Raw genomic sequence first — 26,260 nt, forward strand, 5'->3', positions numbered from 1 at the left:
CTGCACCGGTAAGTAATAATGGCGCTATCGACTGTCATCATTTGGGGGGTTGCCGTACATGGAGGAACGCCTCGCCGGTATCGAGTCTGAGTTGCTTGACTTGTCGGCGGTGACCGTGGCGACGCTGCGATCCGTTGACCCCACCGGCATGACTGCGGCGATCTCGCGAGTATCGGAAAGAATCGCCGATTCGGGGGGCAGCATCAGCGGCTACAGCGGCTCCTTCCCGAGCCGGATACGGTCCGCCGGACCGGATTCGGAGGAGCATGTCGTCTGATTCCCTCCCGTTAGGTCCGACCCACCTCGAACACGCACACTTCCAGGCCCTGGCCACCGGGGCCGGAGACGAACAGAGCATCGCGGCACTCTGGCGGTCCGAGCGCAGCTGGCGGCTGATCGTGCTGCGCGCTCTGTTGGACAGCTGCGCCACCAGATCCGACGCTTCCGGTCCGCTCGCGCCCGTCAGCGAGGCCTGGGAGCTCCTGGTCCGGGCATACGACGCCGCACCAGGGATCACCGAGGACATTCTGGCCCGTCCGCAGGTCGGCAGCTGGGCCGCGCACACCCTGCGTCGGCTGCGTAACGACCGCCCCGACCCGGTGCCGTTGTGGCTGGACGTCGGCTACCTGCACGCCCTCGCGGCGGCAAGCGCCGTTCGGGCCGGCGTCTCCTTCGAGCTGGACATTCCGGCGCGCCACCGCACCGCGGTGCTGCCTACCGTGGGCGCCGCGTCGGTCCCGCCGAATGTCGAGGTCGTCCGGGTTCGGGCTGGCGGTGGGCAGGCCGAGCTGGAGACCGGCACCCGGACCGTGCGGTGCCGACCCGGCGACCGGGACTGGCACGAACCCATCGTCATCGAGGTCCGCGCGGACGGCGCCGACCTCCGGGTCGAGCTGCTCGATCGCGACCTGTACCGCGATCTGCGGGGCCCCTCGCCGCCGCATCCGCTGTCGGAGTCCGAGATCACCGACTGGCGTGCGGATCTCGCGCGGGCCTGGGCACTGCTGGTCCGCGAGCAGCCCGGTCCCGCCCAGGCGATCTCCGGCATCGTACGGACCCTGACGCCGGTGCCGCGCCGTGAGCGGTTCCGACCGCTGTCGGCGTCGGGCACCGAGGCGTTCGGCGGCATCCTGCTCTCCCAACCGGACGGCCCGCTGCAACTGGCGGTGACCCTGGTGCACGAGTCCCAGCACCAGAAGCTTGGTGCCCTGTCCCACCTGCTCACCCTCTGCGAGGCAGACGACCGTCTCCGCTACTACGCCCCCTGGCGGGACGATCCCAGGCCGCTCCCCGGCCTTCTTCAGGGTGCGTACGCGTTCGCCGGCATCACCCAGTTCTGGCGGGTCCACCGCCAGCAGGCGCCGCCAGGCGAGCGGGCGGCCACGGACTTCGAGTTCACGCTGTGGCGGCGGCAGGCCCTCGGCGTCCTACGGGTGCTCGCAACGTCGGGCCGGCTGACCGGGCATGGTCAGCGGTTCGTCGACACCCTGCACGCGGAACTCAACGCGTGCCAGGACGACGACGTGCCGGCCGCCGAGCGCGACGCGGCGCACGCCACTGCGCTCGACCACCACGCGATGTGGCGGGGTCACAACATCCAACTGAACCCCGCCGACCACGACGCGCTCGCGGCCGCCTGGCAGCAGGGCGCCCCGCCGGCGGACGCGCTCCTCGCCGTCGGCGCCGCGAAGGTGCGGGCGGAGCCGCCGGTGGGCCTGCTCGACGCGCGGGCCATCCTGCGCCGACATTTGCTGTTCGACCCGGATGCCTTCAACCGGTTGGGCGCCACGCCCGACGAGGTGGGGGAGAGGGTGGCCGGCGCAACCGCGGCCGATCTGGCCCTCGTGGCCGGCGATGTCGAGCGGGCACGTGCCGGTTATCTCGGCGAGCTGACACGGGACCCACTCAGCGTGCACGGCTGGGTCGGTCTCGGCCTCGCCCAGGTCGACCAGCCCGCCGATCCGGCGACGCGGGCGCTGCTGCGCCGCCCGGAACTCGTCCTGGCCGTGGTCCAGGGCCTGCGGTCGCGCGGATCCGCCACGGTTGCCCCCGATCCGCTGGCGTTGGCCGGCTGGGTTGGTGCGGGGTTACGGGATCGGCAGCTCGACAGCGCCGATCCGGCGGGTTGGCCGGCTATCTGACCCGCCGGATCGAACGCCTGCCGCTACAGCGGGAGCGGGTCGATGTCGCAATTGGCCCGTACGCCGGCGCCGACGGCCGCGACCGCTGGGTGCCGGGCGCCGAGGGTCTGGCGGAGTTGCTCGAGGCTCGTGTCGAACAGTTCGCTCGCCTCCACGTCGCGCCCGAGGTCGCGTAGATCCATGGCGAGGTTCAGCGCGCACACGAGCGTGGTGGGGTGAGCGCCACCGAGCACCCGACGACCCTGCTCGAGGCTGTCGGCGTCGAGGGCGCGGGCCGCGGCGACGTCGCCGAGGTCGTAATGGTCGCTCGCCAGGTTGATCCGGGCGGCCAGCACCAGCGAATGGGAATCGCCGAGCCGGCTGGTCAGCCGCTCCACCGCCGCCTGGTCCAGCTCCCGGGCCTGTTCGCACTCGCCCAGCAGCCGGAGCGTCACCGCCAGGTCGACCTGCGCGCCCGCCGTGTGCGGGTGGTCCTCGCCGTACAGCCGGCGCAGCCCTTCCACCGCCACCTCCGCCGCCTCCCTGGCGGCGCGGAGGTCGCCGGTCAGCCGCTGGTCGATGGCGAACGTCAGCGTGGCGAGCACCGTGTCCGGGTGGTCGTCGCCGTAACGGGTGCGGAAGCGGCGCAGCACATCGCTGGACAGGTCGAGGGCGTCGTGGTGGTGACCGGCTTTGCGCCGGAAACTCGCCAGCATGTGGCTCTGCCGCAGGACTTCCGGGTGGTCGTCGTACCGCAACATCCGGCGGGCCGTGGCGACGACGGTCTCCTGGTTCGCGTGCGCCGCGACGTAGTCACCCAGTTCCCGCCGGTCGAGGTTGATGCCGCCGAAGGTGCTCAGACTGTCCAGGTGGTCGGTGCCGTAGATCTGCACCCGGCGCTGGTAGGACTGCTCGTCGAGCTGGAGCGCCCGACCGAACAGGCCGGACAGCCGCATGCTGACCGCGAGATTGTGCGCGGCGCGCAGCGTGAACGGCTCCTCCTCACCGAAAATCTGCTTCGCCTGTTCGTAGACGACGAGGGAACGGTCCAGCGCGCCGGCGAAGTCACCGGCCACCCGGTGGTCGGCGGCCACCGCGCCCAGCGCGTTCAGGGTCTCCTCCTGGTCCTCGCCGAGGGTCTGCCGGTAGAGCTCGAGCGTCTGGGCGTTCAGGCTGGCGGCGGCGGCGTAATCACCGACGACGAAATGCATGAACCCGAGCCAGCTGGCCATGCGCAGGCTGTCGGGGTCGGCCTCGTCGCCGTCCGCTCTCCAGGCCGTCCACGCTCGCTGCGAAAGCTCCCGGGCGGCGAGGTGGTCGCCCCAACGCCAGAGATACCTCGCCTCGTTCAGCACCATGTCCCGCACGAGTTCGTTCGAGCACCGCTCCGCTCCGGAGGCGACGATGTGCGGGTACAGCTGGGCGTACCGCGGCCAGTGGTCAGCGTCGTCGGGCTGGTCGGGGTCGTTGCCGGCCAGCAGCATGTGGGCGCCGTGCCGCAGGGCCTCCCGGTCCTGCGGATCCATCTGGTTGATCAGTACGCGTTGGACCAGGCGGTGCATCTGGAAGGAGTTCGTCCGGTGGTCGATCCGCGCCAGCGAGAGGCGGCCGATCGTGCGGATCGCCCGGTTGAGGCGGACCGGGTTGCGGACGAGGAGATCGAGATCGGGATGGATGCGAAGCGCGCGTGGCTTCGACAGGAGTACCTTGCCGATCGGCTCGGGCGCGAAGAACGAACACATCTGCAGCAGCCGGAGCGCCGGCAGGTCCTGGCCGCGTAGCCAGTTGAGCGACACGTTCCACGCCGCGGCGACGAGTTCCGGGTAGTCCTGCTGGGTGCTCTCCTCGTCGAGGACCGGCCGGCTGGCGTCGAGGAGTTCCAGGTATTCGTCGGCCGGCATGCGCGTCTCGGCGCGCCAGGCCGCTGCCTGCTCGATGGCCAGGGGAAGGTCGCCCAGGGCCGCGGCGAGTCGGTCGGCGTCGTCGACGGCCAGGTCCGGCCCGCGACGGCGGAGCAGATCGATGCTCTCCTGCCGTTCGAACACGTCGACCGGGAGACTGTTCGCGACCTCCCGCCACGCCCCGTTGCGCGAGGTGACGACGATGCTGCCCGGACCGCCCTTGGGGAAGAACTGCTCGACGCTGTCGGGGTCCTCGGCATTGTCGAAGACGAGCAACCAGTTGGAGTACGGGCGGCCGATCCGTAGTGCCTCCAGCGCCGCCGGCACCGCCGTGTTGGCGGTGGACGGGACCGGCAGCTCCAGGCGTGCCGCCAGCTCCACCAGCGCGGACTGGATCTGCGCCGGTCGCTCGGCCGGGATCCACCAGATGAGGTCGAAGTCCTGCTGATGGAGGTAGACGTACTCGATGACGAGCTGAGACTTGCCCACCCCACCGGCACCGTGCAGCGCCTCCGGCAGCACCGCGGTGGTGCCGGCGCTCAGGCGCTGGTGCAGGGAGTCGAGCAGTTCCCGCCGGCCGGTGAAGTTCGTGTTTCTCAGCGGCAGGTTGCCGACGATGGCCGGCAACTGCCCGTCGAGCCGTTGTACCGGCTGCAGGTCGTTGGTCGGTCGCCTGCTCGGGAAGATGCCCCGCTCGGCGTCCAGCGTGATCTGGGGTGCGGTGCCGAACGAGCCCCCCGGGTCCGGCGAGTTCACTCTGTCAGACATTCCGGACTCCATGGTCCTGTGAGCGATAACGGAAGGTGGCTGCAGTACTCGACGTACCTGCCGTGGGATGGGCGAGCCGAGCGACTGACCCAGCCGCGCGGCTGCGACGAGGTTCGGCCCGCCCAGTGAGAGGTGGACAGCCAGTTCGACCCGCAGGTACGGCTCGGCGGCCGGCGTGACCCGCTCGTACGACGCGTTCCGCGGATCCTTGACGCGTAGGGTCAGGTTGCGCACCGCCTCCACGTCGTGTGCGAGTTCGTACTCCACCAGGTGCTGCACCTCGACGGTGCGGTCGCGGTACCCGAGCGTGAGGAGCCGCTCGCGTACGCCGTGCACGAATTCGTACCTGATGCTGGTGTCGCCGCTCGCCGCCGCCCGCGGAACCGGCCGCACCAGGTCGCTCGTCAGCACCTCGGTCAACTGCTCCGGTCCCGAGCGGACCATGGTCCTCGCCACGGCGCGAACCACGCGGACGTTGAGTGGAGCGGCCGCCAGTCGGGTCGCCAGCGTGAACGCGGCCGGCGACACGGCGGCCCGGAATCGGGCGACGAGGTCGTGAGCGGTGAGCGACCGGCCCGGACGGCGGGTGGGCGGCCCGTCGGGCGGCAGGAGCAGCGCCGGCATCCGCAGCTCGCCCGTCGCCGGCTCAGCCAGCAGGCGGCTCCATCGCTGCAACCAGTCCATGCCACGTTCGATGACCGGCACCGCCGTCAGCGGGTCGTCGTCCCGTTCGTCCGGGAGACGCAGGTCCGGGCCGCTCACCTGCCACGACGACCGGGCAGTGGCCGATCCCGCGCCGTCCAGGCGCCACTTCACCTCGGTCGTTTCCATGCCCCGCTCGCGCCAGCGCTGCTGGGGTAGCAGATTGACCACGGCAACGGTCGCGCGGTCGGCCCACGAGACGAGCACGGGGTGGACGAGCCCGGCCCGCCAGGCGTCGGAACCGCCGTGCGTCACCAGGAAGATGACCCGCTGGCCGGCGGCACCGACCAGGCTCGCGGGCGGGGCGTTGACCGCGTCGGGCTCGCCGGTCACCCACACCACGCCGTCTTCGACGGCCAGGCGCTTGACCTCAACCGAGGCGAAGGCGCGTTGGGCCCGCAGCACCGCGATGAACGTCGAGACCTCGTCGGCCCAGAAATCCAGCACCGGGTCGTGGTCGAGGACCACGATGAGCTCCCGGCCGTGGTGCGCCGGCTCGAGCCCGAGGCCCTCGGCCTGCCGGCTCCCAGGGGCGGTGGCCGCCGGCGCCGGCCGGCTCATCGCGGACCCGCCGATCTCGAGATGCGCCGCAGTGAGCGCCGGCCGCAGCGGGCCCCGCCGGCGGCGAACCACGTCCCGTGGTCGGTGCCGCTCATGCCAAGACCTTTCGCCTGTCGCCGTCCGCGGAGGCTGCTCCTCCTGGCTGCCGATCCGGGTCGTCGAACAAAATCACCAAGCCGTGTCCCATGTGCCGGCCGAGCCCTTTGGGGTCCTCACTCCACGCCAGCTGCCGGAGACGCGCGGCACGGTGCGGAAGCTCGACCACCCCTCGGCCCGACGTCTGATCGCCGATCATCGACGCGACAGTCTCGCACAAGTCCTCAGTGGATGGTGAGTTGCGATGCCAGACGATTGCCGGAACTCCCGACCGCAGCCCGACGAGCAGTTGGCGTTCACCGTCGCTGTTCGCGGTCGGGGATTCGCTGAGCACCAGGACCGCGACGCTGCTCTTGCGGTTGAGGGTCGCCTTGAGTTGGACATCGACCTGGTGCCGCGACGCGCAGTGGAGCAGCTGCCGGTCGCTGTCGTTGCTGGCGAGGCCCTGCCAGCGGCTGCGCCAGACCCGGTGCCACTGGCTGGCCCGGATGCGCTCCAGGCTCCTGATCACCAGGGGATACTCCGTCGTCAGGGGACTCGGCAGCAGCGATTGAAGTTCCTTGCGCCAGGTGTCGACCGGTTCGTTGATCAGCTGCCAGGGCAGCACGAACTCGATGGTCACCGCACCGGCCTGATCCGCCCAACGGCGTTCGGTCTCGTTGATGACCTGGTCGACGGCGGCCTCGAGTTCGCCGTACGGGACGTGCCGGTCCTCGCCGCGGATCGGCTGCCACACCGGGGACGCCCACTGGTACCAGTGCGAGACGATGTAGGTCTCGTCGTCGCCGCCATATTTCTCGAACTGGATGACCAGGTACGCCGTGCCGACGGGCGCCGGAGGATCCGGTTGGGACGCTTCGACCTGATCGGTGACTCCCCAGTCCTGGGCCAACTGCGCGACGAACTCGCGCATCCGGTCCAGGGACGCCTCCGGTACGGCGGTCAACAGCCTCTCCAGCAGCGGCAGCCACGGCGGCACCGAACCATGGGAGTTCGCCGACGCGAGGTGCGTGAAGAGATCCCAGGCGGTCCGGCACCAGGGTGGGGCCGGGGCCGCGCGGGTCTCGGCGACGAACCGCCGCAGTTCCCCGGTCACGTCGACCGTGGACAGCACGCTCCGTAGCCAGGGAATGTCGTAGTCGGTGAGCAGCTCGATCGCGTGCCACTCGTCGGCCAGTCGCAGGAGCGCGACGGTGTGGTCGCTGCCGGGTTCGAGCAGCTCCATGCATTCGACGAGGCAGCGCAGCCCGCCCGGGCGATCCACGCACACCGTCACCAGCTCGACGATCTGGGGCCGTAGCAGGCTCAGCTCCCGATAGCCCAGGGCGCCGGCCAACGCGTGGCTCAGCTCCTGGAGCAGCAACTGTCGGCTGCTCGGGTCACGGATGACCGACGACGCCTCCATCACGGTCGCGATCTGCCCGACGAGCCGGCGGCGTTCCTCCGCGACAGCTGGCGAGTAGCGCCGCGATGCCTCACGAACGGGCCTCATGTCATCGCTCGCGGGCGGGGCCTCGGCGGGACACCGTGGCCAGCGCCATCAGGAGGGCTCCGACCTGAACGGGTCGAGCGTCTCCAGCGTCTCGACGACGTCAGCCGCATCGCCGGTCACCTCCACCCGCCGCCGCTGGACACCGTCGTCGACGACGGCGCGCACGGTGACCTGACCGGTGCGTCGGCGCAGCATCGACTGCAGGGCGTACCACCCCGCGGAGGAGCCGATCCCGACGCCGATCTGAAGCAGGGTGTCGGTCACCAGGCCGCGCGACGAAACGAAATCGCATTCCGCGGCGGGATGCCAGGTGTCCACCACCAGGCCCGCGGCTACCAGTTCCCGGATCAGCGCCGGGGTCGACTCGGGGTAGACCGGGACGCCATCGTCCTCGGCGAGCGGCAGAAAGGTCACGTCGGCGCCGGCTCTCGGGCCCGGGTCACGGTGGCGGTCCGTGACGACAATCGAGACCTTTGGTGACATGGGCCTATGGTATTAGCCGAGGCCGTGACCGTGGCCATCGGCGAAGTGTCGCCAACTTGACAGTTTCTACGCTGCTCCACCTTGACCTGCGGCGCCACCCGCCGCCGGGTACGGAGGGGACCGGTCCGACGAGCGGGACGCGTGCACACCGGCGTCGGGCCGGCGCTCACGAGGTGGCGGCCGGCGCCCGGCGAGCCCGGAAGCGGGCGCGGTACGCCTGGGGCGAGATCCCGAGTTCTCGGCGGAAGGTGTGCCGCAGGTTGGCGGTCGACCCGATCCCGGTCCGGGTGGCGATCCGGCCGATCGGCTCGTCGCCGGCCTCCAGCATGCGTTGGGCGGCGAGCACCCGCTCCCGGGTGAGCCACTGGTGCGCGCTCATCCCGGTGAGGCGGTGGAAGTGCCGCGCCAGGGTCCGCGGGCTCATGTGCACCCGTTCGCCCAGCGACCGCAGCGACAACGGTTGGTCCAGGTGTCCGCGGATCCAGTCCAGCAGCTCGGGCAGCGGATCGCCGGGTTCGGGGCTGAGCGGCGCTTCGACGAACTGGGCCTGCCCGCCGCTGCGGTAGCCGGCGAGGACCAGCCGGCGGGCGAGCGCGGCGGCCGCGTCCGCGCCGTAGTCCCCGCGTACCACGTGCAGGGCGAGGTCCATGCCGGCGGACATGCCGGCGGCGGTGAGGACGCCGCGGTCGTCGATGAACAGCGCCCGCGGGTCCACGGTCGCGGCGGGGAAGAGCGAGGCCAGCAGCGGTGCGGTCGCCCAGTGGGTGGTGACCCGCCGGTGGTCGAGGAGACCGGCGTGGCCGAGGATGAACGCCCCGGTGCAGATCGACATGATCCGGGCCCCGCGCCGGTGCGCCCGCCGCAGCGTGGCCAGCAGCGGCTGGGGTGGCACCTCGTGTTCCCTCGTCCAGCCCGGTACGACGAGCAGGTCGGTGGTCTCCGCCTCGGCCAGCCCGTACGGGGCGGACACGGTGACCCCGCCGTCCAGCTCGACCTGTCCGGGTGCGGCGGCGCAGGTCCTGGTCCGGTACCACGAGCCGAACCGGTGCGAGTAGTCCACCCCGAAGATCTCGTTGACCGTGACGTAGTCGAAGCTGCCCGCGCCCGGGTACGCCAGCATCGCCACGCTCGGCGCCTCGACCGGCATCGCAGACCTCCCCGCCTCGTTCGCCGCGCGACCCACCAGGCCGGCGTCCGGTGCGAGCGCCAGGTGGTGCACGAGCGCCGGCGCCAGGACCACCCGGACCCGCCGCGCGACGCCGATCCGATTCTAGAAACGGGTCCGGCCGCACCGGCGGCGCGATCGGGACAGCCGTCGCCAGGATCGGGTCACCGCCGTCCCGGCCGGGCCCACCTGGCGGAAACCGGCTCTAGCGTCGTCGCCGATCCCGCCGGAGCGGACCGGTCCGGTCTCCCGGCGACCTGCGAGGAAGGGAGTCACCAGTGAGTGAGACATCCGCAGAGTTCGGGCGCAGACGGTTCCTGCTCGCCGCGACGGCCGTGACGGTGGCCGGGTCGCTGAGCGTCGCCAGCCCGGCGGGCGCGGTGGACGCGGGTCGGGCCGCCACCCGGGCCCGGGAGGTACGCCGCGCCGGCCGACCGATGCTCGGATCCCGGCCGGTCGGCCCGTTCCGGGTGACGCCCCTGCTGGACGCGTCGGGGCCGTTCTTCCTCGACCGCCAGCAGGCGTTTCCCGAGGCGACGCCGCAGGACTGGGAGTCGGCCCGGGCGGTCGACCCCGGCGCGTTCGGTCCGGGGGAGACGTGGCACCTGGACTTCCGGTGCTTCGCCATCCGGGGACCGCGGGACCGGCTGACGCTGGTCGACGCCGGGGTCGGCCCCGCCGACAGCCCGGCCTCGGGCTGGGCGCCGGTGCCGGGCCGGCTGCCCGCCGAACTCGACCTGGCCGGCATCGACCCGGCGGACGTCGACACCGTCGTCCTGACCCATCTGCACGAGGACCACTTCGGTTGGTCGGTCGCGCCAGACGGAACGCCGATGTTCCCCAACGCGCGCTACGTGGTGCAGCGGCGGGAGGTGGCCGCCCTGACCGCCGACGAGGCCGCGATGACGTACGTGGTCGATCCGCTGCGCGCGACCGGCCAGCTCGACGAGGCGGACGGCGCCGCCCGCCTGGCCACCGTGGGCCGGGGAGCCGGTGGCTGGATCGGTGTGGTGCCGACGCCCGGCCACACGCCGGGTCACCAGTCGGTGGTCGTGGACGGGGGCGGTCGCCAGCTCATCGTCACCGGCGACGTGCTGGTGCACGCGGTGCAGCTGGTCGACCCCGGGGTGGGTTACCGGTTCGAGGCGGATCCGGAGGCGGCCCGGCGGAGCCGTCAGTGGTTGCTGGCCCAGGCGCGCGCCCGCGGCGCCGTGCTGGCGACCGCCCACCTGACCCGGCCGTGGATCGACGTCGGCTGAGGCGGCTGTCCACATCCTTGCGGTCGGTGTCCGGATTCCTACACCCCGGCGTCATATCGATGGCCCATGATGCAGGGATGGCGAGCGTGACGACCGACCACAGTGGATACTCTCCGGGTACGTTGCCCGATCCGGCGCCGTTGGCCCCGGCGGCGGCCTGGCGTGCCGCCGTCGCGATCGTCGTGGCGGTGGCGCTCCTGGTCGCGCCGGGCGCCGTGGCGAGGGCGGAGGTCCCCGCGGGCGGGATGTCGGCGACCCAGCTCAACGACGCGTTCCGCGGTTACGGCGACACCAGCGGCAGGTGGAACGGCGGCGACAGCACGGCCTCGGTGCCGCTGCCCGACGGCCGGGTGGCGTGGCTCTTCTCGGACACGTTCGTCGGTGCGGTCAACCCCGACGGGTCGCGTCCCGACTTCCAGCCGATGATCCACAACTCGATCGTGGTGCAGGACGGCGCCACGCTCACCGGGACGCTGACCGGCGGCACCGCCGAGGAACCGCTGTCGCTGGTCGGGGCCGGCGGCGACGGCGATCCCGCGGACGCCGGCTACTGGGTCGGCGACGGCACCGTCGAGGGCTCCACCCTCCGGGTGCTCTACAACCACTACCAGCGGTCCGGGCCGAACCCCCTCGATCTGAAGCTGACCGGCACCGCCCTCGCGTCGTTCGACCTGCCCGGACTGACGTTGCGCTCGCTCACCCCGCTGCCGGTGGCCGACCGGATCGCCTGGGGCTCGGCCATCCTGGAGGACGGCGACACCACCTACGTCTACGGCACCAGGCTGGTCAACGACTCGGGGCCGGTGAAGCCGGCTTACCTCGCCAAGGTGCCGGCCGGCGGCCTGGCCGGGGCGTGGCAGTTCTGGACCGGCACCGGCTGGTCGGCCCAGGAGTCCGAGGCGGCCCGGCTGATGGCCGGCACCACCACCGCCTTCGGCGTGCAGAAGGTCGGCAACCAGTACGTCCTGGTCACCGTCGACGGCAATCTCGTGTTCAACGCGGACACCGTCGCCTACACCGCGCCGTCGCCGACCGGGCCCTTCAGCGGGCCCGTCCACCTCTTCCGGGCGCCCGAACCGCAGCCGGGCAGAGAGATCATCGTGTACGACGCCCGGCTGCACCCCGAGTTGGCGCGCCCTGGCAAGCTGCTCGTGTCGTACAACGTCAACAGCCTGGCGGCCGGCGACAACCAGGCGGACGCGCGCCTCTACCGACCCCGGTTCGTGGAGGTCGACTGGCCGCGGCCGGTGCCGGACCCGGCGACCCTGCCGCCGGTGCCGGCCGGGCTGACCGTCACCGCCGACCAGCAGCGCAACGTCCAGCTCACCTGGACCGCGTCGGCCGGCGCGACCGCCTACCGGGTCTACCGGCGTGACGTCTCCTACGGCCAGAGCCACCCGGTGCGGCTGCCGAACGACCTGCCGGCCTCACCCTTCACCGACGCGGGCCTGGTCGACGGCCACCTGTACGAGTACTCGGTCGCCGCCGTGAACGCCAGCGGGGAGAGCGCGCGCTCGGCCCCGGCACCGGTCATCGCCCGGGGCGGCCCGACCCAGCAGGGCAGCTTCCAGACCGCGCCGGACGGCGCCGCCGTCACCGGCTCCTACCTGGTGGACCTGCGCGACAACGCCGCCGCCGGCGAGTACGGCATCGGCGAGGTCGCCAGCCGCCTGGTCGCCCGCTACGGCGGCACGCTGGACGCGGTCTACTCGGCCATCCTGGGCGGCTTCTCGGTGACCGGCCTGACCGACGCCCAGGCCCGGCAACTCGCCACCGACCCGGCGGTCGAGGTCGTCGAGGAGTCCCGTGCCGGCACCCTGGACGGCGGCGGCGTGCAGGCGGATCCGCCCTGGGGGCTCGACCGGATCGACGGCGTCCGGGACGACCGGTACGTCCACCCCGGCACGGGAGACGGCGTCACGATCTACGTCGTCGACTCCGGCGTGCGGGAGACCCACCACGACTTCGGCGGGCGCGTCTCGCTCGGCACGAGCGTGCTGTTCAACCGCAACGACCCGGACTGCCGGCGGGAACACGGCACCCACGTGGCGGGCACCGCGGCGGGCCGGGAGTTCGGGGTGGCCAAGCAGGCCGGCGTGGTCGACGTGCAGGTGTCGTGCGGATCGCGGATCGACGGGACGCACCTCGTCCAGGGTCTCGACTGGGTGGCCCGGAACGTGCGGCGCCCGGCGGTCGTCAACATGAGCCTCAGCATGCCGGCCGGCAGCGGCCCGACGGCCAGCCGGATCGAGGCCGCCGTCACGGACCTGGTCGACTCCGGCGTGACGGTCGTCGCGGCCGCGGGCAACGACGCCATCGACGCGTGCCAGCGCATCCCGGCCCGGATTCCCTCGGTGATCACCGTGGGGGCCACCGACACCGGCGACGAACGCTGGGTCGACGCGCCCCACGGCAGCAACGTCGGCGGCTGCGTCGACCTGTTCGCCCCCGGCGCGGACATCTATTCCGCCGGCGTGGCCGACGACGAGGCGGTGGAGACCTACAGCGGCACCTCCATGGCGGCGCCGCACGTCGCCGGTGCGGCGGCGCTGGTGCTGCAGGCACACCGGCGATACCAGCCCGAGCAGGTGGCTGCCGCGCTGCTCGGCGAGGCCGAGGAGGACGTGGTCCGCGATCCCGGCCCCGGTTCGCCGAACCTGTTGTTGCGGGTGGCGTCGCCGCTGAACGACGCGCCCACCGGCCTCACCGCGACCCCGGCCGACGACGGCACCATCGACCTGGCCTGGCAGCCGGTCGACGACGACGGGGTCAGCTACCGGGTCTCCCAGCGGGACGTCACCGCCGGGCAGCCCGAGCCGGTGGAGCGGGAGCCGACGATCTACAGCGGCACCAGCGCGGTCGCCGACAACCTCGTCGTCGGGCACACCTACGAGTTCACCGTGGCCGCCGTGAACGCCATGGCGGTCAGCCCCCCGTCGGAGGTGGCCACCGCGAAGTCGACGGTCGCGCCGCCGCCCGCACCCGGCGGGTTGACCGCGACCGCCCAGGGCACCGGCACCATCAAGCTGACCTGGACCGAGCCGCAGCCGGACGTCTGGTACTGGATCTACCAGCGCGACACCACCGCCGACGAGGAGGAGTTCACCAAGCTGCCGCTCCCGATCACCGAGTGCTGCGCGATGGAGGCGGGTTTCCTCCTCCACGGCCACACGTACGAATTCAAGGTCAGCGCGACCAACCGCGGCGGTGAGGGGCCGGCGTCGGCGCCGGCCACCGCGACCGCGTACTTCGACGCGCCGGCCGCCCCGACGGCCCTGCGCGCCACGGCCGGCGACGGCATGGCCACCCTCACCTGGGACCCGTCGGTCACCGAGGACGTGTGGTACTGGGTCTACCAGCGGGACGCCACCGAGAACGAGGAGTGGCAGAAACTGCCCCTGCCGATGTCCGACTGCTGCACCATGCCGGCCCAGTACCTCACCAACGCCCACGAGTACGAGTTCAAGGTGACCGCGACGCGGGGTTCGGAGAGCCTGCCCAGCAACGTGGTCCGGGTCAAACCCATGCCACCGCTGCCCGGCCGCCCGGCGAACCTGGTCCTCCAGCCGCTGTCCACCGGCGAGATCACCCTGACCTGGGACGCCCCGGGGCCGAACGTCTACTACCGGGTCTACTGGCGGGACGTCACCGCCGGCGAGACCACCTTCAAGCGCTCCGAGGTCCCCACCGACAAGACCACCGCGACCTGGGGCTACCTCAGCCACCTGCACACCTACGAGTTCAAGGTGACCGCCGAGAACCTCTCCGGCGAGGGGCCGGCGTCGACCCCGGCGCAGGCCCGCAGCACGGTGGCGCTGCCGACGGCGCCGACGAACCTGCGGGCCGTGCCCTCCGGCAGCCTGCAGATCCGGCTCACCTGGGACGCGCCCGGCCCGAACGTCCTCTACTGGGTGTACTGGCGGGACGTGACCGCGGGCGAGGCCACCTTCCACAAGTCGCAGTATCCGACGGAGCAGACCGAGGCGACCTGGCAGTACCTGGTCAACACCCACGTGTACGAGTTCAAGGTGAGCGCCACCAACGTGGCGGGGGAGGGACCCGCCTCGGCGACCGCGCGGGCCACCGCCATCGGCATCGCCCCCCAGCCGCCGAGCAACCTCAAGGCGACAGCCGGGGACAGCTTCGTCCGGCTCACCTGGACGGCCAGCCCGACCTCCGGCGTGCTGTACGTCGTCTACTACCGCAACGCCTCCCGCAACCAGTCCTGGCAGAAGATGCCGTACCCGGTCGACGGCTGCTGCACCTTCACCGCCGAGTACCTGACCAACGGCGAGCGGTACGAGTTCCGGATCGCCGCCAGCAGCGCCGCGGGGGAGAGTGACCCGACCAACGTGGCCGCCGCGACGCCGATGCCGGTCTTCCCGCAGCCGCCGACCAACCTGCGGGCCACCGCCGGCGACGGCAAGGTCACCCTGACCTGGTCGGCCAGCCCCACCCCCCGGGTGTACTACTGGATCGAGTACCGCAAGTCCGGCGGCTCGTGGACCCGGCTGCCGTATCCGGTGAGCACCTGCTGCTCGTTCGCGGTGAACCTGCTCAACAACGGCACCACGTACGAGTTCCGGGTGCGGGCGACCAACGTGGCCGGCGACAGCGACCCGTCGAACACCGACTCGGCCCGGCCGATGCCACCCTTCCCGCAGCCGCCGTCGAACCTGTCGGCCAGCAACGCGGGCGACGGCGCGGTGAAGGTGAGCTGGACGAGGAGTTCCACGGCCAACGTGTACTACTGGATCGAGTACCGCAAGGTCGGCGGCTCCTGGATTCGCCTGCCGTACCCGGTCAGCACCTGCTGCTCGTTCACGGTGAAGTACCTGAACAACGGCACCACGTACGAGTTCCGGGCCCGGTCGACGAACCTGGCCGGGACCAGTTCGCCGTCGAACACCGACACCGCCCGGCCGATGCCGCCGCTGCCGAAGCCGCCGTCCAACCTGCGGGCCCTGGCCCGTGACGGGGACGTGCAGCTGAGCTGGACGGCCAGCCCGACCCCGGGCGTCTACTACAACGTCTACCAGCGCGACGCCTCGCTCAACGGCTGGTGGGAGAAGCTGCCGTACCCGGTCAGCAAGACCTCGATGACCGCCGGGTACCTCGCCAACGGCCACTACTACAACTTCAAGATCACGGCGATCAACGCGGCCGGGGAGAGCGCGTCGACGAACATCGTCACCGCGCTGCCCCAGTGGGCCAACGGCACCACCCGGGCCGCCGCGGTCACCAGCAGCTGGATCCTCGCCGACTACGGGCAGTTCGACCCCATCCAGCGGTACGACATGACCGCCACCGTCCGGGGCACCCGCAACGGCGACTACATCCAGGTCGACGGCCACTGGCACACGAACAACGACAAGCGGCTGCTGTCGGGGATCTTCTGGTACCTCGTCATCGACTGCACCGAGGGCTACACCGTCATGCACCGGACCCTGGAATATCCCACCGGCGGCCCGACCAGCGGCAACCTGACCTTCTACTACACCAGGAACCCGCAACGCATGTACAAGGTGCAGGTCTGGGGCGGCGGGGAGATCACCTACAGCGGAGGCATCTACGGCAGGTTCGCGCGCAGCCCGTCGCGGGGCATCATCCCGTTCATCACCGAGACGCCCTGCTTCTGACCGGCTGGCCGCGGGTGCCCGGCCCGGCCGCCCGGATCAGGGGCAGCGCGGGCCGAGCACCTCGGCGGCCACCCGCGCCAGGGTGTCGCCGCCGGCACCGTCGAGGAGCCCGGTCACCACCGCCTCGGCGGTCGCCGGGGTGAGGACGTCCTCGGCGTTGCGCCGGAACTTGGCGGCCACCTCGTCGATGGTCAGCGGGTCGTCCGGGTTGCCCCGGGCGTTGCGCACGCTGGCCGAGGCCGTGCCGCCGTCCCGCCAGCGGACCGTGACCCTCGTCGGCCGCTCGCCCGGGAGGGCGGCCGTGAAGACCGGTTCCTCGCGCAGCTCGACCAGCGCGGCCAGCGCGCCGACCTCGGGGCGGGCCAGCCGGTCGGGCAGGAACCCGGCCGCGGCCAGTTCGCCGTCCAGCGCCAGGGTGGCCAGGCTGACCGGCACCGAGAACCGCGCGTGCAGGTCCGAGGAGACCTCGGCGGCGGACAGCGACGCGGCGAAGGCGAAGGTGTCGACCTCGATCGCGGCCAGCCCGCCCCGGTCGCGCACCGGGTCCGGTACGCCCGCGACGGCGGCCCGGAACGCGTCCAGCGCGGGGTGCACCCAGCGCGCGCAGGCGTACGGCTTGAGGTAGCTGTCGGCCAGCCGCCAACGGGTGCCCAGGCCGGCGGTCAGGTCGACGGTGGACAGGTCGGTGCAGACCAGGCCGTCGAGCAGCTCGCCGAGCAGGGCCGGCGACCCGGTGGCGCCGTCGGTCGCGCGACGGGCCGCGGCCGCGCCGTGGTAGGCGCCCAGCCCGGTCCACAGGTTGCGGACCGTGCCGCCGTTCATCGGCACAGCCAGGGTCGCGGCCATCGGCACCGAACCGGCCAGCTCGATGGCGGTCGCGGTGGCGGCGGGGGAGAGGTCGTACCACAGGGCGGTGGCGACCGCGGCGGCGATCGGGCCGTGGATGCCGTGCGGGTGCAGGCCGGGCCGCAGGGTGGTGCCGACGCCGAAGCGCATGCCGATCTCGTTGGCGATCAGGAAGATCTCCAGCAGCCGTCGTTCGTCGATCCCGCCCGCGGCGGCGTGCAGCAGCACCGGCAACGAGTGCGGCGCGGGGTGCGCGGTCGGCACCGGTGGCAGCCGGTGCCCCTGCGGGTGGAACGACCCGCCCGAGTCGGCGTCCAGCCAGGTCGCGGCGGCGCCGAGGGTGAGCAGCCGGCCGAACGGGAGGTCGCCGGTGGCCGTCGGGCGCAGCGCCTCGCCCAGTGCCCGCACGGCCGGATAGCGCAGGCCGCCGAGCAGCGCGCCCAGGGTGTCCAGCAGCAGCGCGCGGGCGAACCCGACGACCTCCCCGGGCGGGTCGTCGAGGCTGCTCTGGTGGGCGAACGCGGCGATCCGCGCGGTGTCGATTCCGGTCATCGTCCGTCCTTCGTCAGGCCGTCGCGGACCGCGCGGCCCAGGTCGTCGAGGCGGTCCAGCACGCCGTCGAGAGCGCCGGCCAGCACCACGCCGTCGACGCCGACCGCACCGAACGCGGCGAACCGTGCCGCGACCGCCTGCCGCTCGCCGGTGACCACGAACCGGTCGCGGACGAACCGGTCGGCCCCGGCGGGCACGTCGCGGCCGGTGCGGGCCTCGGCGGTGCCGTGCCGCCGGTAGTCGTGTGCGTCGGCCACGGCGGCGACCCCGGTGCGCAGGGCGACCGGCACGTCGAACCAGTCCGGCGCCTGCACCAGCCGGGCCGCGCACGAGCCGAGCACGGGCGCGGCGGCGGCATCCGCGGCGGCGTCGTCGTCGGTGACCACCGCGCGGACGAACATCCAGACCGGCACGTCCGGCCGCGCCGACCGGGCGAGCGCCACCGCCTTGCCGACGATGGCCGGATCGGCGCCCGCGTCGATCAGCACGCCGCCGAGCCGGGCCGCGGTGGCCGCGATGGTGCGCGGCCCGGAGGCGGCGCCGAGCAGCAGCGCCGACGCCGGCACCAGCTCGCGCAGGGTACGCAGCGACGCCTCGTACGCGCGCAGCGACGGCGGTGCCAGCCCTTCGTTGCGCACCGAGCTCTCGCCCCGCCCGACCACCGTGAGCACCCGACCGGGGTGGTGCGCGTCGAGGGTACGCACGGCGCCGGCCACCGCGGCCGGGTGCCGCAGCCCGAGGCTGAGCACGCACGGCCCGGCGAGCCGGGCCGGGGTGTTGCTGAGCACCCGCTCGGTCTCGACCAGGCAGTCGGGGAACAGCCGTGGGCTGTCGGCCAGGGCGACGCCGTCGAGCCCGGCGGCGAGCGCGGCGCCGGCCAGCTCGACCGGGTCGGCCTGGCCGGCCGGCCGGGCCACGTTGAGCACGATCATGGCAGCGCCTCGACGAGGTCCGCGACCGCCAGATCGGACCGGGTCACCTCGGCGGCCACCTCCCGGCTTCCCACCGGGTGGCCGGCGGCGACCGCGCCGGCCCGGTCGGGGAGTCCGTCGGCCACCACGGCCAGCGTGTGGGCCAGCCCGCCGGGCATGCCGGTTATGCCGGCGTCCCAGGCCCGCAGGGCGAGCCAGGCGGCGGCCGGGTCGTGCCCGGGCGCGACACCGGGCGGGCCGATCAGCATGAGGCTCGCCGCGAGGTCGAGCAGCGCCGGCAGGTCGGTGTCCGGCACCCCGGCGAGCCGGGCCGCGCACACCGTGGCGGTCAGCACACCGGTGCTCACCGGAACCGTGGGCGCCGACAGCTCGGCCGCGGCGGCCAGGCCGGCGTCGACGGCCGCCGCCAGGTCCGCCACCGACCGGCGCCGGGTCGCGCCGACCGCGAGGCCGACCAGGGTCGGCCCGACCGCCGGACCGAGCGCCGCGCACCGTTCGCCGTTCCAGTGCAGCGCCACGTAGGTTTCCGCCCGGGTGCCGGCGCCGATGAGCGGGAAGTCGCCGTCCGGTGTGCCGACCCGGGCGGCCCACGCGGCCAGGGACCCCTCCGGCGGCGGTAGCGCGGCGAACCCGGCCAGCAGGGCGGCGACGCTCATCCCCGGGTCACCTCGGTGCTCTCGGTGACCAGGTAGAACTTGAACTTCGTGCGGCCGGCCGGGCCGCGCTCCGCCGGCAACGGGTGCTCCTCGAACCAGCGCAGGTAGTTCGCGTACGCCTCCTCGTCGGCGTAGTGCATCTCGGCGATCCGGTAGAAGGTGTAGCCCTCCGGCACCGACGCCGTGCCGCCGGAGGCCTGCCGCACCGGGCGCAGCACCTTGTTGAAGACGATCCGGTCGAGGTACGGGTTGGTCAGCAGGTCCGGCGCGTGCACCTCGAAGAGCCAGCGCTCGTACTCCTCCCGGCTGACGCCCTCCTCGATCTCGTAACCGAGGATGGTCTTGATCATGTGGTTGCTCTCCTCACTGTCCACAGATGTGACTCGGCGCCCACGCCGAAGCCCTCCAGCCGCACCCGCACCGGCTCGATCCGCACCCCCGCCAGCTCGGCGGCCACTTCGTCGTCGGTGCGCACGGGAGCCCTGGTGAACCCGGACGCCCGCTGCCGCGCCACCTCGCGCCGGTAGACCGCGACGGTCCACTCCGCGGGCATGGTCGACGCGGTCCCGCGCACGGCCACCATCCGGGGCGGAAGTTGGCCGATGTCGAAGACGTGCGGCCGCTCGTTGGTGGCGCCCGGCGCGGGCGGGCCGACCCAGGTGACCAGGGTGCGCGGGTCGCGTCGCCACTGCGCGAGCCGCCGGTGGCCGGCCCGCTGCACCAGGCTGACCGACCAGTCCGGCTCCAGGAAGGCGGTCATCGTGCGGCTCACCGGGAAACCGTCGGCGTCGATGGTGGTCACCTGGGCGAAGCCGGCCTCGCCGTGCACGAAGGCGTACCCGGCGGCCCGGGCGGTGGCCAGCTCCATCATCGGCGCCACGGCGCGAGGCGCCAGGTCGTCACGGTGGGCGGCGTCCGGCCGACCCGGGCGGCGAGGCCGGCGTGGTCGTACGCCCGGTCCGGCACGACCGCGCTGACCACGTCGACCGTGACGTCGGGCCGGTCGAACGGGTACGGGTCGAGCCAGAGCACGCCCGGCCGGCGTACGCCCACGGTGATCCGCTCCACCGGGCCGAACGGGTGCCTGCGTACGGGCGGCAGCAGCACGTCCTCGGCCGGGTGCTCCAGGGCGGCCAGCTGCGGACCCCAGGGCCGGGCCGGCCCGGGTTCGGCGGCCGGCTGCGCCGGCATGACGCACAGGTAGAGCGAGAGCAGGTCCCACAGTTGCAGCAGCTCGTAGTTGTGCCAGAGCCGGGTCTCGAACGCGGCCCGCGGCTCGGCGTCCGTCCAGGCCAGCCGCTTCGCCTCGATCCACCGCCGCTCCTCGGCGTCGACCGCGGTGTCCTGCGCGGCCCGGCCCTCGGCGCCGAGGTCCAGCCGGCCGCGGGCGCCCGGCGCCGACCACCGGCCCCGGTAGAGGCCGGTCCAGTGCATGCCGACCAGGACGCCGACGTACACGTCGCCGAGCGCCACCCGCTCGACGCCCTGCCGGTAGAGCCGCACGTGTTCGGTGGCGTCGATCTCCAGGAAGTGCAGCGGTCGGCGGTCGAGTTCGTGGAAGAGGACCCGGGCGTCCCAGGCCCGCCAGCCCTCGTCGTGTCGGGCGGCGGCGGTGCGTACCGGCGAACGTGGCGTGGGGGTCTCGAACCGGTCGTTGCCCCAGGCCGCCGCCAGCTCGCCGGCGATCCGGCCGTGTTCGACCTGTTCGATGAGGTGCAGGGCGCCGTCGCGCCGGGTGACGATCATGCGGCCGCCGCCCGCAGCGCGGCCCCCAGCGAACGGGCGGTGCCGCCGCTGGCCAGCCCGTCGACCGCGGCGAGCACCGCCGCGGCGTGCCCGGGGAAGCGGTGGTCGAGCAGCCGCCGGGCCTTGGTCCGCACCGCGTCCCGGTCGAAGACCCGGGGCCCGTCGCCGCGCGGCAGGTCCGCCGCGCCCGTCAGCTCGCTGCCGTCGGCGCGGACGACCCGCACCCGGGCCGGTCGGCCGGCCGGATAGCCGGCGTCCAGCTCGGGGTCGTGCCGCACCTCGACCCGGGCGGCCAGGTCGCGTACCGGGGCCGAGCAGACCGTCGCCGTGGTCAGCGTGGTCTCGTCGAGCGTGCCGGTGAGCAGCGCGACCGCGACCGAGGTGGGCACGCTGAACCGGGCGGCCAGCTCGCCGTCGGCGACCGTGGCGAACCGGGCCGCGTGCGCGAAGGTACGCACCTCGACGCGTTCCACATCCGGCAGCGGGCCGGTCACCGCGACGATGTCCGCCACCGCGTCGTTGACGCCGTGCAGGTGGGCGCAGGTGGGGTGCGCCTTGGTGTAGCCACCCAGCACCTCGTGGCCGTGGTCCGGCCCGAGCCCCGACCAGTCCCGGGCGGCGACCGGCGCGAGATGCCGGTCCAGCGCGCCGGGCAGCGGTTCCAGGCCGGCCACGGCGGCCGCGCCCAGGCTTGCGCCGAGCTGCACCGAGGCGCCCAGGAACGCGTGCCCCCCGGTACGCCCGGTGAAGATGGTCGCCGCGTCGCTGAGCAGCACGGCCGAGCCGGCCAGTTCGACCGCGCGGCGCATGGCGGCGGCGTCGCCGGGGGCCAGCAGCCGGGCCACCCCGGCCGCCGCGCCGACCTGGCCCCAGGTGCCGATGTCGTGTACGCCGTTCGGCGTGCCGCCCATCGCCCGGCCGACCCGGACGCCGACGTCGTAGCCGGCCAGCACCGCCGACAGCAGCTCCCCGCCCGGCAGGTCCCGGTCCTCGGCGAGCGCGAGCACCGCCGGCACCACGTGCGACGCGGGATGCCCGCGCGCCGGCCGGTGGCCGTCCTGCAACTGGTCGGCCGCGATGGCGCTGCCGTTGCGGAACTGGGCGTCGGCGGCGGGCCAGCCGCGCGCCGAGCCCACCACGGTCGACTCGCCCGACCCACCGGAACCGGTGGCCAGCGCGCGGAGCTCGGCCCGCCCGCTGCCCAGCGCGGCGACCGCGATCGTGTCCGCGACCAGGTCGACCACCCGGTCCCGGACGGCGGCGGGCGCCGCCGCCCAGTCGGTGGCCGCGGCGGTCGCGGCGAGCCGCTCGATCATCCCCGCACCCGGGCCATCAGGCCGGCCACGTCCGGCGCGTCGGCCAGGTCCAGCACGGCGGACGCGATGTCCTCGCGGTCGGCCACCCCGGCGGCGTTGGACGCGAACTTGGCGGCCAGCTCGGCCGAGCTGAGCGGGTTGCCCGGCCCACCCCGGTTGACGTCGACCCGCTCCTCGTGCCGGGTGCCGTCGCGCAGCACGACCCGCAGCACCGCCGGGAACTGGTTCGGGAAGATCTCGTCGCAGCGGGCGTCCGCCACGCACCGCACCTTCGCCGCCAGCGCCAGCCGGGCCTCGTCCGCCGCCGCCGCGTCGGTGAAGTCGTCATGGCCCAGCCCCAGGCCGCCACCGCCCAGCAGCGCCGCCGCCACCGTGTACGGGCCACTGAACGCCGCGTGGTAGCCGGACTCCGGCCGCGCCTTGTCCTGCGGCGGTTCGGCGATCGTACGCAGCACCGGCGACGGCACGCCCAGCTCGATCGACTCGATCGCGGCCGGCTCGACGCCCCGCGCGCGCAGGGCCAGCGCCGCGTCGATGCCGGCGTGCGTGAAGTGGTTGCACGGGTACGGCTTGAAGAAGATGCCGGGCAGCTCCCAGTGCGTGCCGAGCCGGTCGACCACCGCGTCGACGTCGGCCCGCTCGCCGCAGAACGCGTGCAGGAAGCCGAACCGCCCCTCGACCACGGTCGGCGGCCCGGTGAGCCCGTGCCGGGCCAGTTCGGCGGCCACCACCCCGGAGTGCGCGGCCCAGCCGCAGTGCACCCGCTTCACGGTGCCGCCGGTCCGGTTGGCCTCCAGCAGGCCGGCGCCCATGCTCGCGGCGATCCCGGCGGCGTGCGCGATGCCCGCGGCGTCGGCCCCGCCGACCATCGCGGCCGCCACGGCCGCCCCGACCGCGCCGCAGATCGAGGTCGCGTGCTGACCGCGCTCGAAGAACTCGGAATTGCCCAGCGCCCGGTCGTAGCCGCCCATGCCGAGCCGGACCGCGACCTCGATGCCCATCCCGGCCGCGTCGAGCAGCGCGGCCCCGGACGCGCCGCGCGCCTCGGCCACCGCCAGCGCGGCCGGCACCACCGGCGAGGAGGGGTGCAGGACCGACGGCAGGTGGGTGTCGTCGAAGTCGAGCGAGTGCGCCAGCGTGCCGTTGACCAGGGCCGCGTTCGCGGCCGGGACGCGCAGCCCGGTACCGATCGCCACCGCCTCCGGCGTGCCGCCCGCCGCCCGGACGTACGCGGTGACCGCCCGGGCGGGCGGCAGCCCGCTGGCGGCGAGGCTGTTGCCGATCAGGTCGAGCACCCGGCGGGCCACATCCTGCCGCAGGTCGCCGGGGAGCCCGCCGCGCCGCACCTCCTCGGCGACGGCCGCGAGCCGCTGCACCACGGTCGGGCTGCTCATGGGGTCACCGCCGCGAAGGGGCGGATCGGGGAGCCGGTGCCGCCGACGATGCGCAGCGGCGCCATCACGAAGACGAAAGCGGTCAGCCCGTCGGTGGCCGCCTGCTCCAGGTTGAGGTGCTCGATGATGTGGATGCCGGCGTCGACCAGCAGCACCCGGTGCACGGGCAGGACGCTGTGCCCGGCGCCCGGGCGGATCTGCTCGTACGCCGTGGTGTCCGAACCGGTGGCGACCACCCGGCGCGCGGCCAGCCACTCGGCGGCGTCGGTGGTGGCGCCCGGCACGCCGGCGGTCTGCCCGAGATAGGTGGTCGCGTCGTCGAAGTGCCGCGCCCAGCCGGTGCGGACCAGCGCGACGTCCCCGGGACCGGGCTCGGCGCCGGCCCGCTCGGCGGCGGCGGCCAGGTCGGCCGCGGTCACGCCGTAGCCGGGGGGCAGCACGTCGACCCCGTGTACGGCGGCCACGTCGAGCAGCACCCCACGGGTGAGCAGCGCGGGCGTGTGCTCGGCGCCGAGTGCGGTGAACCGGCCACCGGTCTGCGCCGCCGCGGCGTCCACGCCGCCGTGCAGCCTGCCGTCGTGGCTGACGTGGGACAGCGCGTCGACGTGCGTGCCCACGTGCCCGCCGGTCACGATCATCTCGTTGGCCGCCGAGCCGCCGTCCGGGCGCACCATGTCGCCGTGCCGGCGGATCAGGCTCATCCGGAAGCCGGGGTGGTTGGGCGAGCACGGCATGCCCGTGAAGTGCGGGTGCCCGAGCTCGACGAGCCGTACCCCCGCGGTCACCGCGGCGAGTAGGGGATCGTCCGTGCGCGCCGGGCGGGCCTGCGGCTCGTTGGTCAACTCGTTCCTCCTGAGGGTGGTTCGGACGGGTCGGTCAGGTCGAGGACGAGTCGGGCCCGGCGGACCACCGCGGGGTCGACGAACCGGCCGGCGGCGTCGAGCACGGCCACCTCGCCGGATTGTTCCGCGCGGGCCGCGGCGGCCACCACGGCCCGCGCGGCGGCCACCTCGGCGGCGGTCGGCGTGAAGACCTCGTGTACGACCGGGATCTGTCGGGGGTGCACCACCGACCGGCCGACGAAGCCGGTGGCCCGGGCCCGCTCGGTGCTGGCGCGCAGGCCGTCGAGGTCGGCGACGTCGGTGTAGACGCTCTGCACGGGGGAGGGCAGCCCGGCGGCCCGCGCCGCGACCACCACCCAGCCGCGCGCCCAGGCCAGTCCGTCCTCGCCGGTCACCCGCAGGTCGGCCGAGAGGTCGGCCTCGCCCAGCCCCAGCCCGGCGACCCGCGGGTGCGCGGTGGCCAGCTCGGCGGCCCGGGCCAGCCCGGCGGCGCTTTCCAGCAGCAGTTGCAGCGGCAGTCCGGCGCGGGTGGCGACCTCGCGGACCACGTCCGGGTCCTCGCAGCGCGGCAGGCGCAACCCGGTCAGGCCCAGCCCGGCCAGCGCGTCGACGTCGTCCTCGCCCCACGGGCCGGTCGGGTCGTTCACGCGTACCCACAACGGTCGGTCGTGGGGGCCCTCGGCGGCCAGCCGCAGCGCGGTGGCCCGGGCGGCCGCCTTCTGGTCATGCGGTACGGCGTCCTCGAGGTCGACGACGACCGCGTCGGCGCCGGCGGCGAGGGCCTTCGCCACCCGGTCGGGGCGGTGGCCCGGCACGTAGAGCCAGGATCGCGGGGTCACTTGGGCAGCCCGCCGGACCAGCCCAGCGCCCGCGAGATGCGGTCGGCCGCTTCCCAGACCAGCGGACCGAAGCGTTCCCGGGCGGCCGCGTCGACCCGGTGCGCCGGGCCGCAGACCGAGATGGCGCCGACCACGGTGCCGTCGATGCCGAAGACCGGCGAGGCGACCGAGCCGGCGCCCTCCTGCCGCTCGCCGTCGGAGTGGGCGAGCCCGGTCTCGCGGATCGTGGTGAGTCGCGTGCGGAGCACGTCGGCGTCGGTCACCGTGCGGCCGGTCAGCGACGGCAGTTCGGTGGCGAGCACGGCCTCCCGCTCGGTGTCGGGCAGGAAGGCCAGGATGCAGGTGCTGGAGCTGCCGGCGTGCAGCGGGAACCGGCGGCCCACCTCGACGGTCATCTTGATCTCCCGGGTGGACTCGACCTGGTCGAGGTAGACCCGGCCGCCGTGCACCCGCGCGGACACGGTCGTCGTCTCGCCGGTGGTCAGTTGCAGCTCCCGCAGCACCGGCACGGCGACCGTGCGCAGCTGCGACTCGCGCAGGGCGCGGGCGCCGAGCGCCGCGGCTCCCGGACCGAGCTGGTAGCCGCGGCTGGCCGGATCGCTGACCAGCAGCCGGCGCTCGACCAGCGTCTGCAGGATCCGGTGCACCACCGCCTTGGACAGGTCGAGGCTGCGGGCGATCGCGGTGACCCCGAGGAAGTCCGGCCCGTCGGTGAACAGGAGGAGGACGTCGGCCACGCGGCTCGCCGCCTCGGTGCCCTGACTTTCTGCCACGTCGTCGTCTCCCAATGCAATGTTTCCGCCAGCGGAACACGATTCCAGCACTGACGGGCTGTGGGGTCAACCCCCCAATGTGGCTCTGTACAGGGATGAGAACGATTCTCCGACGAACCCTTGACCAGGTGAACCGGCGGTGCCAGCATCATGCCCCATGTGATGTTCCGTGCGGCGG

At 73.6% G+C, this 26,260-nt stretch carries 19 protein-coding genes; 4 read left to right on the forward strand and 15 right to left on the reverse strand.

From position 1 onward, the window contains the following. Positions 1-58 precede the first annotated feature (58 nt). Positions 59-277 carry a hypothetical protein gene (locus AB0I11_RS04160; protein ID WP_357312672.1) on the forward strand — a complete coding sequence of 73 codons (219 nt, stop codon included), beginning with the start codon at positions 59-61 and terminating at the stop codon, positions 275-277. After that, a complete protein-coding gene (locus AB0I11_RS04165) occupies positions 267-2,141 on the forward strand; it encodes an HEXXH motif domain-containing protein (RefSeq protein WP_357312675.1) in 1,875 nt (624 codons plus the stop codon). Before AB0I11_RS04160 ends, AB0I11_RS04165 begins: the two co-directional genes overlap by 11 nt. 23 nt (positions 2,142-2,164) lie before the next feature. Here the strand turns inward: AB0I11_RS04165 and fxsT are convergent, their stop codons facing one another. From fxsT to AB0I11_RS04185, 4 genes are all read right to left on the reverse strand, one after another. Next, positions 2,165-6,052 (reverse strand): FxSxx-COOH system tetratricopeptide repeat protein, encoded by a 3,888-nt coding sequence (gene fxsT, locus AB0I11_RS04170; protein ID WP_357312680.1) that lies wholly within the window; start codon positions 6,050-6,052, stop codon positions 2,165-2,167. Positions 6,053-6,143: 91 nt separating this feature from the next. Beyond that, positions 6,144-7,640, reverse strand: a complete 1,497-nt coding sequence (locus AB0I11_RS04175; RefSeq protein ID WP_357312683.1) for a hypothetical protein — start codon at positions 7,638-7,640, stop codon at positions 6,144-6,146. Positions 7,641-7,688: 48 nt separating this feature from the next. Further along, a complete protein-coding gene (locus tag AB0I11_RS04180) occupies positions 7,689-8,054 on the reverse strand; it encodes a hypothetical protein (RefSeq protein ID WP_357312687.1) in 366 nt (121 codons plus the stop codon). A 235-nt stretch (positions 8,055-8,289) separates the two neighbouring features. Next, a complete protein-coding gene (locus AB0I11_RS04185; protein ID WP_357312691.1) occupies positions 8,290-9,363 on the reverse strand; it encodes a helix-turn-helix domain-containing protein in 1,074 nt (357 codons plus the stop codon). Positions 9,364-9,566: 203 nt separating this feature from the next. Between AB0I11_RS04185 and AB0I11_RS04190 the strand changes: the two genes are divergently transcribed. Together AB0I11_RS04190 and AB0I11_RS04195 are read left to right on the forward strand one after the other, a co-directional pair. After that, positions 9,567-10,547 carry an MBL fold metallo-hydrolase gene (locus AB0I11_RS04190; RefSeq protein WP_357312697.1) on the forward strand — a complete coding sequence of 327 codons (981 nt, stop codon included), beginning with the start codon at positions 9,567-9,569 and terminating at the stop codon, positions 10,545-10,547. Between the two features lie 77 nt (positions 10,548-10,624). Continuing rightward, complete coding sequence (locus AB0I11_RS04195; RefSeq protein WP_357312701.1) at positions 10,625-16,186, forward strand: fibronectin type III domain-containing protein; 5,562 nt, start codon at positions 10,625-10,627, stop codon at positions 16,184-16,186. 36 nt (positions 16,187-16,222) lie between these two features. Here the strand turns inward: AB0I11_RS04195 and AB0I11_RS04200 are convergent, their stop codons facing one another. From AB0I11_RS04200 to AB0I11_RS04250, 11 genes are read right to left on the reverse strand one after another with little or no spacing between them, the layout of a single operon-like run. Beyond that, positions 16,223-17,584 (reverse strand): MmgE/PrpD family protein, encoded by a 1,362-nt coding sequence (locus AB0I11_RS04200; RefSeq protein WP_357312705.1) that lies wholly within the window; start codon positions 17,582-17,584, stop codon positions 16,223-16,225. Beyond that, positions 17,581-18,516 carry an LLM class flavin-dependent oxidoreductase gene (locus AB0I11_RS04205; protein WP_357312708.1) on the reverse strand — a complete coding sequence of 312 codons (936 nt, stop codon included), beginning with the start codon at positions 18,514-18,516 and terminating at the stop codon, positions 17,581-17,583. The genes AB0I11_RS04200 and AB0I11_RS04205 overlap by 4 nt, the downstream gene beginning before the upstream one ends. Beyond that, positions 18,513-19,172: a hypothetical protein gene (locus AB0I11_RS04210; RefSeq protein WP_357312711.1), complete on the reverse strand. Its 660-nt coding sequence runs from the start codon at positions 19,170-19,172 to the stop codon at positions 18,513-18,515. The genes AB0I11_RS04205 and AB0I11_RS04210 overlap by 4 nt, the downstream gene beginning before the upstream one ends. Further along, positions 19,169-19,522, reverse strand: coding sequence for a hypothetical protein (locus AB0I11_RS04215; RefSeq protein WP_357312714.1), 354 nt, complete (start codon positions 19,520-19,522; stop codon positions 19,169-19,171). Before AB0I11_RS04215 ends, AB0I11_RS04210 begins: the two co-directional genes overlap by 4 nt. Further along, on the reverse strand, positions 19,519-20,043 hold the full coding sequence (locus AB0I11_RS04220; RefSeq protein WP_357312718.1) for a hypothetical protein: 525 nt from the start codon (positions 20,041-20,043) through the stop codon (positions 19,519-19,521). Before AB0I11_RS04220 ends, AB0I11_RS04215 begins: the two co-directional genes overlap by 4 nt. Next, complete coding sequence (locus AB0I11_RS04225; protein WP_357312721.1) at positions 20,040-20,918, reverse strand: DUF3891 family protein; 879 nt, start codon at positions 20,916-20,918, stop codon at positions 20,040-20,042. Before AB0I11_RS04225 ends, AB0I11_RS04220 begins: the two co-directional genes overlap by 4 nt. Next, positions 20,915-22,234, reverse strand: coding sequence for an MmgE/PrpD family protein (locus AB0I11_RS04230; protein ID WP_357312727.1), 1,320 nt, complete (start codon positions 22,232-22,234; stop codon positions 20,915-20,917). Before AB0I11_RS04230 ends, AB0I11_RS04225 begins: the two co-directional genes overlap by 4 nt. Beyond that, positions 22,231-23,628 carry an MmgE/PrpD family protein gene (locus tag AB0I11_RS04235; RefSeq protein ID WP_357312730.1) on the reverse strand — a complete coding sequence of 466 codons (1,398 nt, stop codon included), beginning with the start codon at positions 23,626-23,628 and terminating at the stop codon, positions 22,231-22,233. The genes AB0I11_RS04230 and AB0I11_RS04235 overlap by 4 nt, the downstream gene beginning before the upstream one ends. Further along, on the reverse strand, positions 23,625-24,470 hold the full coding sequence (locus AB0I11_RS04240) for a cyclase family protein (RefSeq protein ID WP_357312735.1): 846 nt from the start codon (positions 24,468-24,470) through the stop codon (positions 23,625-23,627). Before AB0I11_RS04240 ends, AB0I11_RS04235 begins: the two co-directional genes overlap by 4 nt. After that, entirely contained in the window at positions 24,467-25,309 is an 843-nt protein-coding gene (locus AB0I11_RS04245; RefSeq protein ID WP_357312738.1) for a CoA ester lyase, read from the reverse strand. The genes AB0I11_RS04240 and AB0I11_RS04245 overlap by 4 nt, the downstream gene beginning before the upstream one ends. Beyond that, entirely contained in the window at positions 25,306-26,082 is a 777-nt protein-coding gene (locus tag AB0I11_RS04250) for an IclR family transcriptional regulator (RefSeq protein WP_357312742.1), read from the reverse strand. The genes AB0I11_RS04245 and AB0I11_RS04250 overlap by 4 nt, the downstream gene beginning before the upstream one ends. Positions 26,083-26,260: the final 178 nt, after the last annotated feature.

The organism is Micromonospora sp. NPDC050495, assembly GCF_040655175.1.
In the GTDB taxonomy this organism is placed as follows: Bacteria; Actinomycetota; Actinomycetes; order Mycobacteriales; family Micromonosporaceae; genus Micromonospora.